Below are 12,341 nucleotides of genomic sequence, written 5' to 3' on the forward strand. Positions count from 1 at the left end.
ATGGGTTGGTATATCGGAAAGAGACTCCTGCAGATGGTGCCGGTATTCTTCGGTGCCACACTGCTGATTTATGCAATGGTCTTCGCCATGCCAGGCGACCCCATTGCCGCACTGGCTGGCGATAAGCAGCTGCCACCGGAGCAGGTTGCAGCGCTACGCGCCCACTACCACCTGGATGAGCCTTTCCTCGTCCAGTACTGGGAGTACCTCAAGGGCCTGTTCACCCTGGATATGGGCGAGACCTTCTCCGGCCGCTCGGTCGGCGAGGAAATCGCGCTGGCTTTCCCTATTACGATTCGCCTGGCGCTGATGGCCGTTGCCATTGAGGCCATTTTCGGTATTGGCCTCGGCGTTATTGCCGGTATGCGCAAGGGCGGCTTCTTCGACTCCACCGTTCTGGTGATGTCCCTGCTGGTTATCGCAACTCCGACCTTCGTGCTCGGCTTCGTGGCCCGCTACCTCTTCGGTGTGCGCTGGGAGATCGTCTCCCCCACCGTTGGTAGCGATGCCTCCTTTACCTCCCTACTACTTCCGGCATTCGTGCTGGGTCTCGTCTCGGTTGCTTATGTTCTGCGACTGACGCGCTCGGAGGTTTCGTCGGCACGCCATGCTGACTTCGTGCGCACCGCCCGCGCCAAGGGCTTGCCAACCTCTGAAGTCACCCGCCGCCACATCTTGCGTAACTCGCTGATTCCCGTTGTGACCTTCATCGGCGCTGATCTCGCTGCTCTGATGGGTGGCGCAATCGTCACCGAGGGCATCTTCAACGTGCCCGGTATCGGTGGCCTGATCTTCCACGCCGTCCAGATTGGTGAAGCTCCCACCGTGGTCAGCATCGTGACCATCCTGGTGGTTATTTACATGTTCGCCAACTTGCTCATCGACTTGCTCTACGCAGTCCTGGATCCGAGGATTCGTTATGCCTAAGCCAGATTCGACGCAGTTAGATTCGACTCAGCCAGAAAAGCAGGCCAACGCCGTGCAGTCCGGCACCGCACAGGCCAACACCGCGCAGGCACCAAATCCGGCGACGAACCCCGCCCACAAGCAGTTACCGGATACCCCGCCACTGGGGCTCTGGGGTTCGGCCTGGCAGAACCTGCGTTACCGCCCACTGTTCTGGGTTTCCGCATTCATCATTTTGCTCTCCATCGCAGTGGCCGCGTTCCCGTCGCTGTTCACCTCTGTGGACCCGACGGCGGCAAACCTGCGTGACTCGCTGGCCCCAGCCCGCGACGGCCACCCGATGGGTTTCACGCAGCAGGGCTACGACGTCTACGCCCGTGTCATCTACGGTGCCCGTGCCTCGGTCATCGTCGGTATCGGCGTCACCCTGGCCGTGACCGTGGTGGGCATCACCCTCGGCGCCATCGCTGGCTATCTGGGCGGTTGGGTCGATGCGGTGCTCTCTCGCATCACGGATATGTTCTTTGCTATTCCACTGATTCTGGCCGGCATCGTGCTGATGCAGCTGTTTACCGAACGCACCATCTGGTCCGTGGTCTTCGTGCTCGCTGCTTTCGGCTGGCCGCAGATGGCGCGCGTGGTGCGCTCCTCGGTGATTTCGGTGAAGAACGAGGAATACGTCACCGCTTCCAAGGCGCTCGGTCTGTCCAACACTGGCATTCTCTTCCGCCATGTGCTGCCGAACTGCCTCGCCCCTGTCATCGTTATGGCCACGACCTCACTGGGTATTTACATCGTCGCCGAAGCCACGCTGTCCTACTTGGGCATTGGCCTTCCGACGACCACCGTTTCCTGGGGCAACGACATCTCTGTCGCACAGCAGGTGCTCCGCCAGGCCCCGTCCAACCTGTTCTGGCCAGCACTCGCCCTGGCGATTACCGTTCTCGGCTTCATCCTCATGGGTGACGCTTTGAAGGATTCTCTCGACCCGAAGGAGCGTCGTCGATGAGCACCGACACCAATACTTCCGCAGCGCCCATTCTCACCTTGAAGAATGTCTGCATTGGCTTTCCGACGACCACAGCGTCCGGCCGCCGCAGTAAATCGTTGACCGATGTGGTGCATGACGTCGACCTGGAGGTTTTCCCCGGTGAGACGGTCGCCATCGTCGGTGAGTCCGGCTCGGGTAAGTCCACCACTGTCCATGCCGCACTGGGGCTGTTGCCCGGTGATGGTGAAGTCACCGGTGGCATCATCACCTTCGATGGCCGTGACATCACGCACCTGACAGACCGCGAGTTTGTTAGCATCCGCGGCAACGGCATCGGCCTGGTCCCCCAGGATCCGATGACCAACCTCAATCCGGTGTGGACTATCGGTTCCCAGATTAAGGAGGCGCTGCGCGCCAATAACATCGCCACTGGCTCTGAAGCCCACAAAAAGGCGATTGAGCTGCTGGAACAGGCCGGTCTGCCGAATGCTAAAAAGCGCATCGACCAATACCCGCACGAGTTCTCCGGTGGTATGCGCCAGCGCGCACTTATCGCGATGGGCTTGGCCGCGCACCCAAAGCTACTGATTGCCGATGAGCCCACTTCCGCGCTCGACGTGACCGTGGCGAAGAAGATCCTCGACCACCTCGATAAGCTCACTAGCGAACTTGGCACGTCCGTGGTGCTTATTACTCATGACCTCGGTTTGGCTGCCGAGCGCGCTGACCGACTCGTCGTTATGCAAGCAGGACGTGTCGTGGAGACCGGCCCTGCCCTGGAAGTCCTCACTCGCCCGCAGCATCCATACACCAAGCAGCTGATTGCGGCCGCGCCGTCGCTGGCTGCCCGCCGCGGTGATCGCGTGGTGGCGGCGCCGACGACATCGGATGCGGATCAGAAGGAGATTCTGGTCGCGAAGAACTTGGTGCGCGACTTCGCCATCCCGGGCAATCGTCCGTGGCGTAAGGACTCCTTCCGCGCCGTCGACGACATCAGCTTCACGCTGCGTCGCGGTCGCACCATCGGTATCGTGGGCGAGTCCGGTTCCGGCAAGTCCACCGTGGCCAACATGGCGCTGGGGCTACTCGATCCCACCGAGGGCGAAGTGCTTTTCGACGGCAAACGCGTCCAGGGCCGGAATCGTAAAGAAGAGCTGGAACTGCGGCGTCGCATTCAGCCGATTTTCCAGAACCCGTATGCGACGCTGGACCCGATGCGTACAGTGCACTCCTCCATTGAGGAGCCGCTGCGGATTCACAAGATTGGTACCAAGAAGGAACGTGAACAGCGCGTATTCGAGCTGCTCGACCGCGTCGCGCTGCCCGCGGAGATGGGTCGCCGCTTCCCCGGTGAACTGTCGGGTGGTCAGCGACAGCGCGTGGCCGTCGCGCGTGCACTGGCGCTAAACCCTGAAGTTGTGGTCTGTGATGAGGCCGTGTCCGCCCTGGACGTAGTGGTCCAAGCGCAGGTGCTCGAATTGCTCGCTGAGCTGCAGGAAGAGATGGATTTGGCCTACCTCTTTATTACGCATGACCTCGCTGTGGTGCGGCAGGTGGCTGATGAGGTCATCGTGATGGAGCACGGCAAGATGGTTGAGCACCGTCCTACCGACGATCTCTTCGACCACCCGGAGAAAGAGTACACCCAGCGGCTGCTGGACGCTATCCCGGGCGCTTCGCTGGATTTGGATCTGTAGCTGGGCGGTGCCGCGCCCCACTCCCCCCCCCACACAGCACTTCACTCCACCCTCTGGGCTGGGGCAAATCGCACTTCACGACACCTATGTCACCTCGTGCCAGCTGTGGAGGTGGCATGAGGTGACACCTGTGTCGTGAAGTCGCGGGAGAGGCAGGCAGGAGAGCGGGAAGGCGGGAAGAGGAAAGCGCCCGGACGGTACCGCCCGGGCTCAGCAAGTCGTTTGGGAATACGAAAACCGGGCAGCGCACCGGTATGTGCGCGACACCCGGTTTTTGACCGATGGAGAGAAATCGCAGTGACCAGCCTAGAAGTAGCCGACTGATCAAACCGACTACTAGTTAGTCCTCCGGTGCGAGCTCGCTCTCCGTGACCCACTTGTGGTTCTTCATGGTCATGCCATCTTCGTCGATATCAACCATGTAGACCGGCTCCTGGGTGGAGTAATCAACAGTGCCCTTGGCACCCTTCATGCCCGCCATGTGCTCGGCGTTGATGGTGATCTCGGAGCCGTCGGCAAGCGGAGCCTCGCCTGGGTTCTCCAGCTCCTCGTGGACAACCCAACGGTGGTCCTTCACCGGTTCACTGCCATCGGTCGGAGTGTAGGACACGGAGTACGTGGTGGTGTTGAAAACACCAACAACCTTGCCTTCTGCACCCTTCATGCCCGGCATGTGATCAGCCAGAACCTTCACTTCACTGCCGACCGGGAACTTCGCGTTGTCAGCCGGAACCATTCCCTCAGGAGCCGGGCCGCCATCGGCCGGGTGATTATGGCCTGCCATTGCATCGTCATCATGATTGCCGTGCTCACCGTGGTCATCGGCATCGTCCATGTCATCCATGTCGTCCGTGTCCTCAGAGCTGGTTGCCGTTGCCGACGAGCTGGTCTCGCTAACAGTGCTGCTTGCTTCGGTATTAGTCGAATCATCGGATGAGCAACCGGCCAGCGCAAGCACGCTGGCGGCACCTGCGGCTACAAGCGCATTAAGTGGTCGGATATTCTTTGCCATGGTCAAGCTCCTTTGTTGTTGATGTCAATCAATCTATGCCCTCACCCTACCGACGCTCCCCTAGCGCCACCAGGACTTATCGCCCTCGGCGGACGGAAATCGTCCAGCCGGCCTCACCGGTCTGCTCGAAGTTGGTGACCTCGTGTCCATCCTTCGCAGCCCAGCGCGGAATCGCATCCGTGGCCTGGGTGCAGTCGAATGGAATCACCAGCTCCTCGCCGACCTCAATCTTGTTGATTGCATCCTTGGCCTCGATCAGCGGGAATGGGCACACCGCGCCGACGGTGTCGAGCTCATAACGCCCGCCGCCCAGTGGCTTGAGCTTGCCGTCTTCCTGCTTGACGACGCTCCGGTCGAGCAACGCCACCGGAGCGACAGCAAAGGAACCGGCCAGCGGAGAGGCCTCGGTGCCAGCGGCACCGGCACCGGCACCGGCACTGTCGCTACCCGGCAGGGACACAGGAGAAGTAGCAGCCGAAGCGACCGGAGCAGTTGCCGATACCGCCGTGTCGTTGGTGGTGGAAGGGGTGCTCGGGACGTCGTTAAGCGAAGGTGCGGACGGCTTCAGCCAGAGCTTTGCGGCGATAGCGACACCTGCGGCGATGGACGCCAGCGCAAGCCAACCCTGGTAGCTGAACAGCGAGGTCTGGACCATGCCGTTACCGACGGTGCAGCCGCCGGCCCACGCAGCGCCGACACCCATGAAGATGCCGCCGACGACCGAGCGAGCGCCCTGGGTGGCGTCCGGGACGCGGAGGCGGAATTCACCGGAGGCCTTGGCCGCGATGAAGGAGCCGACGAGGATGCCGAGGACGAGGAGGACGCCCCAGTCGAAACGCTCGGTGTCACCAGTGACAACGTAGTTAGCGAGGTTGGAGGACGGAGTCGTGATGCCGAGGCCATCGTTGCGGCCGGTAGCTGCGGACAGCGGCCATGCGATAACGCCAAGTACACCGACGATGGCGGCGGTGGCGTACACGTGCCAGGGCTTCTCAGCCAGGATGTGCGCGAGACCGGACTTACGCGGTGCCAGAGTTACCGGGCGCGGGCCGGAGAATTCTTCGCGCAGGAAGCGGACAGCGAAGTATGCCGTGACGGAGCTCAGCGCGATGACCAGTGGCCAAATGCTAATGCCGAGAGAGGCATGAATGCTGGTCAGGCCGACGGTGCGGTCCTTCAGGGAATTCTGCAGGCCGCCCAGGAAGCCCGTCTTCATAGCAGCAGCGGATAGGGCGTAAAAGACCAGTGCGATCCAAGAGCCGATCAGGCCCTCACCGGAGCGGTACCAGGTACCCGAGGCACAGCCACCGGCCAGGACGATACCCAGCCCGAAGATAACGCCACCGACGATAACGGCCACCGGTGCCAGTTCGTTGTATTCGGGAGTAATCACGCCGGCGCTGGTCAGTGCGGCCAGGCCGATGGCGTGGACGGAAATAACAATCAGCAAGGCGACGAAGCCGCGCCAGCTGCGCTGAGTGAAGATATCGCGCAGGAAACCGGTGACGCAGAAACGTCCTCGCTGCATAACAAAGCCGAGCACGGCGCCCAGCGCTAGTCCTGAGATGAGCATGAAAGTAGTTCTCCTAAGTTTTGTGGACAAGCCCGCCATTTAAACCTTTATGAACAGACCTGTCTATTCGTGGGTTAGAAACTACTTCAATCACCGAAGAAAGTCCAACTTATCGGTATTTTCGCAGAGCAGAGCACTTATCAATAGATAGACCGAACCGTATAGTTGCTGGTGATAAACGCAAGTTGTGGCAAGCTAAACACTATGAGCGCACAGAATTCAGCCCTGGCTGGGCACCAGCGGCTCCTTGCGATGCGCTCGATACTCGACCTGCCTTTTGCGCACGCTTTCGCCCTTGATCCACAGCTGGCCATCGACATCTCCGGCGTCGCCCGTCTCAGCGAGCTCAACGCCAAAAATGTCGCAATAGTCGACAGCTTGCGTTCACTCGCCCACACCAACGCGCAGGACTTTTATGCCATCGATGACGCGGCAGAAGCTCTGGGTACCGCCTTGCGAATGGCGATTTCCTCCCGACAGCTACTCTGGTTAAGCTCACTGCCCCACAGCGACGTGGAGAGGGTACGAAACATCCTCGGCGGCGACATCGTTCATGTGGTGGGTCCGGAACTGACCGTCGATAAGCTCGATGAAAGCATCCTGGAGCTTCCCGATGCCATGAAGCAACGCGGAGAACCACTGGTGCCCATCGCCATTTCGCCGACCGAGCTGGTGCAGACCTGGGCCCACGGTACGCGCGAGCAGCAAAAACTGCTGGCATACCTGCTGGAGGGGACAAATACGCTGGTCATGCAGCAAGAGAATCTGCATGCCCTGCGCAAAGTCGGGACCAAACTCATAGAGCGCAACCCCGTGTCGCGCCTGCTCTATAACCCGAAAGTGCTCGCCTACCTGGTGGTGATGGTTTACTCTTCACTCCGCGCGCTACCCGTGGTTTTTGTCCCCGGATTCCACGGCAATGTCTGGGTGCTGTGGGGCATCGACATCATTACCGCTATCCCCTACACCTGGGGAATTGTCGAGATGATCACCGGCCGCTCATTCGGCCGAAGAATGCTGGGGCTCCTGATCACCCTAGTGACTTTCGTCTCGCCCTACGTCTACTTCTGGGCCAACGGGCGCGATTATCCGGTGTGGGTCACCATCTTTGTCATCGCGTTAATTGTCGCAGCCTGCGCCGTCGAATACGTCCGCTGGCTGCGCGACCGCGCCATCTCCGCAATCCTGCGCCAACCACCCACCATCTGCCGCTAGCGACCGCTGAGCGAGCGCCGCACACCCCCGACAATCAGCCAGGCACCGGCGGCGACATTGACAGCCACAAGCTCGTGGATAGACGTCTTGCTTAACGACGCTGCCATCGTCTCACTTGCGATGAGCATGCCGGTCGAGAGAATCCAGATGAACGTTGCGGCAATGTTGGCAATCCGGCCGCGTTCCACGCGGAATGGATGCGTGTAGTGCAGCGGCACCAACGTCATTGCGCTGAAGATGAAAATGGCAGCGATGCACACCGCCATGGGCGCGTTCCATACCCACAGCAAGACCGCCACGATGTTCCACGCGGCAGGGAAACCAACGAAGTAGTAGTCGCCGGACTTGGCGGCTTCGTTGGCATAGCAGAACATCGACGACACCAGGACCAGAATCATCAGGGCGATCGCCAACGGACGTGGCCCCAGCGGCAGATACATGACCATAAAAGCGGCGGGTATGGCTGTCCAGGTGAGATAGTCGACGATGTTGTCCACCACTGCGCCGTTAAACCACGGGACGACTTCCTTGATGCGATGTTTACGCGCCATATTGCCGTCGACACCATCGACGACAAGGGCAATGCCCAACCAGAGCCACATCCAGTGCGGGCGACCCTCCAGCAGTGCGACCACAGCCAGCGTCGCCCACACCAAACCTGTCAGTGTGAAGGCATGCACCGCCCAAGCGATGCCATGCTGACGCCGGGTGAAGCGGGTGACGGTCGCGGCAGTGCTGGCAGTAGTGGTCCTGGCAGTAGTGGTGCTGGCAGTATCTAGCCCACTGGCGGCACTGGAACTGGCATTGTCGGAGCGGATAGTAGCGTTCACGGCAGATGTCCTTTAGAGAACAAAATGCGCACAACTGCAAACCTTTATCGCAGTTGTGCGCAGAGTCGATTTTTTCAATCGGTGAGTATAACGGCCGATGGACCGTTTTCCCGTATTTTTACTCGGGCTTGTGCCGAGTTATTTAACGACGATCCTCGAACCAACCGGTAACAGCCGGTGCCGTGTTCTCGTAGACCAGCTTGGCTTCCGTGTACTCCTCCAGGCCGGTCGGGCCCAGCTCGCGGCCAATACCGGACTGACCAAAGCCACCCCACTCGGCCTGTGGCAGGTAGGGGCCAAAGTCGTTGATCCAGACGGTACCGTGACGCAGCTCGCGGGAAACGCGCTCAGAAACCTCGCGGTTGGATGTCCACACCGCACCGGCCAGGCCATATTCGGTGTCGTTGCCAATCTCGATGGCCTCGTCAACCGTGGTGAAGGTCTCCACCGTCACCACCGGGCCAAAGGCTTCGTCGTGAACGCAGTCCATTTCGCGGGTGACCTGGTCAATCACGGTTGGGAGGTAGAAGTAGCCGTCGGCAAGCGAGGCGGAACCGTCAGCGGTGGCGCCGGTGGCAATCTCGCCGCCAACGCGCACGCGAGCGCCCTGCTCACGCGCCCGATCGACGTATGCCGCGACCTTATCCAGGTGCTGCTTCGAAATCAGCGCACCGGTCTCGGCCTTCTCATCGAGTGGACCGCCGAGCTGGATGTGCCCGGCGCGCTCAACCAGATCGTCGACGAACTTCTCGGCGATGGACTCCTCCACAATCAAGCGAGCGCCCGCCGAGCAGACCTGACCGGAGTGCAGGAACGCAGCATTGAGGGCATTGTCCAAAGCGGCTTCGTAGTCAGCGTCGGCGAAGATGATGTTCGGGTTCTTGCCGCCGAGCTCAAGCGCAACCTTCTTCACGGACTTGGCTGCTTCACCAGCAATAATCTTGCCAGTGGCAAGACCACCGGTGAAGGAGACCATGTCCACCTTCGGATGCGAGGACAACGGTGCGCCCGCTTCGGCGCCAGCGCCGGTAATGAGGTTGGCAACGCCTGCCGGAACACCCAGATCATCGATGACGTGCATGAGCAGAATTGCTGTGTGCGGAGTCAGCTCCGCCGGCTTCAACACAAAGGTATTGCCCGTGGCCAGGCACGGTGCGACCTTCCATGCGGTCTGCAGCAGTGGGTAGTTCCACGGCGTGATCAGGCCACAGACACCGACGGGTTCACGCACAATGCGCGCGACGACGGTCGGGTCATCCGCGTCCACGAGACGACCGGCATCATTGCCCGCGAGCTTCCCGAAGTACTCGAAGCAGGCGATGATGTCATCCATATCGGCTGCCGCCTCAGGCAGGCGCTTGCCGGTGTCCATTGCCTCTGCCCAGGCAAATTCGTCCTTGCGCTGCCTGATGGCAGCACCGATGTCGAGTACCAACTTGCTGCGCTCAGCTGTACTCCAGGATGCCCAGGAACCTTCCCCGGTACGTCGGAACGCAGCGTCGGCGGCGGCGATGGCGCGCTCGGTGTCGGTCGCATCTGCTTCCGCAACTTCGGCGATGAAAGAGCCATCGGCCGGGCACTCGATAGTGCGAGTGTTGCCAGCGGCTGCAGCGGACCAGGTGCCGTCGATAAACAGCGTGGCCGCGCCTTCGTGGGATTTGGCGGTCTCGGGTGCGAGGGCCTTATCAGTAGTTGAAGGCTTAAAGGTCATTTAGGAATCCTCCTTGGCGTAGTCATCAGACCATTCGCGGACAGGTTCGGCATTATCGGACAGATCTGAGGTGCCCGGGAGATCAGACTGCATGTGCAAAAACTCCAAGTGCCGTTCGTAGAGGTCGAGGACGTCGGAAATCAGCTGCTCTTGGGTGTAGCCATAGACGTCGTAGCCGAGCGAACCGGTAAGCGTGAAGACCTCGAGGCGGTAGTAGTAAATATCAGCATCACTGTCCAGGTGTACCAGGCCAGCAAAAGACGGCGTCAAGTGTTCAACCGGATAGACCTGGTAGCGGAAGCTCATCTCCTCGCCGAATCCGACCTGCAGGTCAATCTGGTCAATACCGACTTCTTCTGCTGGTTCACGGTGCAGCGTCACTTCACCGCCACGTTCCCTGATAGCATCTGCCACCTGTTCAAGTGCGGGCTGCACCACTCGGTCGAGGTAGCGCATGACTGGCTTCTTGCCCGGGAAGGACATGGAGCGGGCAAGTCGATTGCGCCAGTCACCCTGTTGGCCATCCACGGCGCGGCCCGACATCGCCCCGTGGAGGGCTCGACGTGTCGAATCCTGTTGCAACAGCTCCAGTCGCAGCGACTTAAACAGGCCATACATCACCAGATAGATGACAAAGGCAAACGGCAGACCCATCACAATCGTTGCCGACTGCAGCGTCGGAATACCACCGACATAGAGCATGGAGATGGTCAGCACACCGACCACGACAGCCCAGAAAATACGGGTCCACTTCTTACCGTCCTGCTGTGTGTCGGTGATCTTCGAAGTGAAGTTACTCATCACCAGTGCCGCCGAGTCCGCCGAGGTGATGTAGAGCAACAGGCCAATCAGAGATGCGACTGCAGCCACCATCATCGGCGCCGGGTACTGCTCCAGCAGCAGGTAGAAGGCACGCTCCGGGTAATCCAGTGCAGTCTGGCCAAACTCCGAATCGCCATTGATGACCAGGTCCAGCGCCGAGTTACCGAATACCGACACCCACATCAGGACGAAGAGGAATGGAATGGTCAGCGTGCCGACGACAAACTGGCGCAGGCTACGGCCACGGGAAATACGGGCCAGGAACAAACCGACGAACGGTGCCCAGGCCACCCACCAAGCCCAGAAGAACAGGGTCCAGGAATTCAACCATTCCTGCGCTCCGGAGAACGCGTAGGTATCCATAGTCATGGATGGGAACTTGGAGACGTACTCGCCGACGTTCATCACCAGGGCGTCAAACAGGAACGCCGTGCGACCAGTGACCAGGATGTAGAGCATCAAGCAGATGGCCAGGCCAACGTTGAGCTCCGAGAGACGGCGAATCCCCTTGTCAACACCGGAAACCGCGGAGGCGATAGCCACCGATACAGCCACGACGATTAGAGCGATCTGCCAGGACGTACTCTCATCCACCCCGAACAGCACGCGCAGGCCGTAATTCAGCTGGACGACGCCGATACCCAGCGAAGTTGCGACACCGAAAACGGTACCGAGCATCGCTGCGATTTCGACCGCTTCACCAGCGGGGCCGTGGATGCGCTTGCCAATGATTGGGTAGAGCGCCGAGCGAATGGTCAGTGGCATGTTCAGGCGATAGGCGAAGTAGCCGAATGCCATACCCATCAGGGCATAGAGCGCCCAACCGGTCACACCATAGTGGAAGAGCGTGAACACCACTGCCTGACGCGCGGCTTCGATGGTCTCCGCATCTCCGGTCGGCGGGCCATAGTACTGTGCCACCGGCTCTGCTACCGAGAAGAAGAGCAGGTCAATGCCGATACCTGCGGCAAAGAGCATAGAGGCCCAAGAAAACAGGCCGAACTGAGGTTTGGCGTGATCGGGGCCGAGCTTAATCTGCCCCGTTCGCGAGATGGCGATGTAGAGCATGAAGAGCACTGCCACCGTCGCGGTCACGATATAGAACCAACCGAAGTTCTTCGATACCCAGGCGACAATGCCCGCTAGGGTGTCCGCTGCATTGTCCGGGGCAAAAATAGCCCACAGGGCAATGGCGAGAATACCAACGCCTGAAATAATAAATACAGGCCAGTTGACCTCAGGCTCAGAGGTCACACTCGCTTGCGCTTGTTGTGGAGGGACCGACTGCGATCGCTGCATTTCTTGCGACGATCCAGATTTTTCCTCCGTTACCTTCTCAGTTGGCGGAGTATCAGACATAGGAAAATCCTTCAGATTCGGGAACTAACCCAGCATACCTAGTTTGAATAATCCCTCAAGTCTTAGAATCGATTCAGAAGAATTCCTTAACCCCAATTTCAACACCATTACCTGCATCTTTATCTAGTTTTCACGGCGTTTAAAATCATTTCAACTGGAATTGAATGCCAATTGTATGCCATTCTATATATGTGAAGAGGATTTGAGATACGCCTCCGGCCACCT

At 59.8% G+C, this 12,341-nt stretch carries 9 protein-coding genes; 4 read left to right on the plus strand and 5 right to left on the minus strand.

The features are described 5' to 3' along the window. The 3 genes from HMPREF3042_RS04295 to HMPREF3042_RS04305 are packed head-to-tail and all read left to right on the plus strand — an operon-like array spanning position 1 to position 3,594. Positions 1 to 927 carry an ABC transporter permease gene (locus tag HMPREF3042_RS04295; RefSeq protein WP_016421610.1) on the plus strand — a complete coding sequence of 309 codons (927 nt, stop codon included), beginning with the start codon at positions 1 to 3 and terminating at the stop codon, positions 925 to 927. Further along, the gene (locus HMPREF3042_RS04300; protein WP_070856157.1) at positions 920 to 1,915 is read left to right on the plus strand and encodes an ABC transporter permease; all 996 of its coding nucleotides are present in this window, start codon (positions 920 to 922) and stop codon (positions 1,913 to 1,915) included. Before HMPREF3042_RS04295 ends, HMPREF3042_RS04300 begins: the two co-directional genes overlap by 8 nt. Continuing rightward, positions 1,912 to 3,594, plus strand: coding sequence for a dipeptide ABC transporter ATP-binding protein (locus HMPREF3042_RS04305; RefSeq protein ID WP_070600992.1), 1,683 nt, complete (start codon positions 1,912 to 1,914; stop codon positions 3,592 to 3,594). Before HMPREF3042_RS04300 ends, HMPREF3042_RS04305 begins: the two co-directional genes overlap by 4 nt. Positions 3,595 to 3,934: 340 nt before the next feature. On the opposite strand, the gene HMPREF3042_RS04310 is transcribed toward HMPREF3042_RS04305, so the two are convergent. Together HMPREF3042_RS04310 and HMPREF3042_RS04315 are read right to left on the minus strand one after the other, a co-directional pair. Continuing rightward, entirely contained in the window at positions 3,935 to 4,606 is a 672-nt protein-coding gene (locus HMPREF3042_RS04310) for a YdhK family protein (protein ID WP_083327419.1), read from the minus strand. A 76-nt stretch (positions 4,607 to 4,682) separates the two neighbouring features. Next, a complete protein-coding gene (locus HMPREF3042_RS04315; protein WP_070856159.1) occupies positions 4,683 to 6,179 on the minus strand; it encodes a YeeE/YedE thiosulfate transporter family protein in 1,497 nt (498 codons plus the stop codon). A 204-nt stretch (positions 6,180 to 6,383) separates the two neighbouring features. Between HMPREF3042_RS04315 and HMPREF3042_RS04320 the strand changes: the two genes are divergently transcribed. Then, positions 6,384 to 7,394 carry a hypothetical protein gene (locus HMPREF3042_RS04320; protein ID WP_070856161.1) on the plus strand — a complete coding sequence of 337 codons (1,011 nt, stop codon included), beginning with the start codon at positions 6,384 to 6,386 and terminating at the stop codon, positions 7,392 to 7,394. Here HMPREF3042_RS04320 and HMPREF3042_RS04325 read toward each other — a convergent pair. The 3 genes from HMPREF3042_RS04325 to betT form a co-directional block, all read right to left on the minus strand. Next, the gene (locus tag HMPREF3042_RS04325) at positions 7,391 to 8,224 is read right to left on the minus strand and encodes a CDP-alcohol phosphatidyltransferase family protein (protein ID WP_083327420.1); all 834 of its coding nucleotides are present in this window, start codon (positions 8,222 to 8,224) and stop codon (positions 7,391 to 7,393) included. The genes HMPREF3042_RS04320 and HMPREF3042_RS04325 overlap by 4 nt on opposite strands. Positions 8,225 to 8,366: 142 nt before the next feature. Beyond that, positions 8,367 to 9,935 carry an aldehyde dehydrogenase family protein gene (locus HMPREF3042_RS04330; protein WP_070856163.1) on the minus strand — a complete coding sequence of 523 codons (1,569 nt, stop codon included), beginning with the start codon at positions 9,933 to 9,935 and terminating at the stop codon, positions 8,367 to 8,369. Beyond that, positions 9,936 to 12,116: a choline BCCT transporter BetT gene (gene betT / locus HMPREF3042_RS04335; protein ID WP_070437253.1), complete on the minus strand. Its 2,181-nt coding sequence runs from the start codon at positions 12,114 to 12,116 to the stop codon at positions 9,936 to 9,938. Positions 12,117 to 12,341 lie beyond the last annotated feature (225 nt).

This window comes from Corynebacterium sp. HMSC074C05 (assembly GCF_001838325.1).
GTDB classification, from domain to species: domain Bacteria; phylum Actinomycetota; class Actinomycetes; order Mycobacteriales; family Mycobacteriaceae; genus Corynebacterium; species Corynebacterium amycolatum.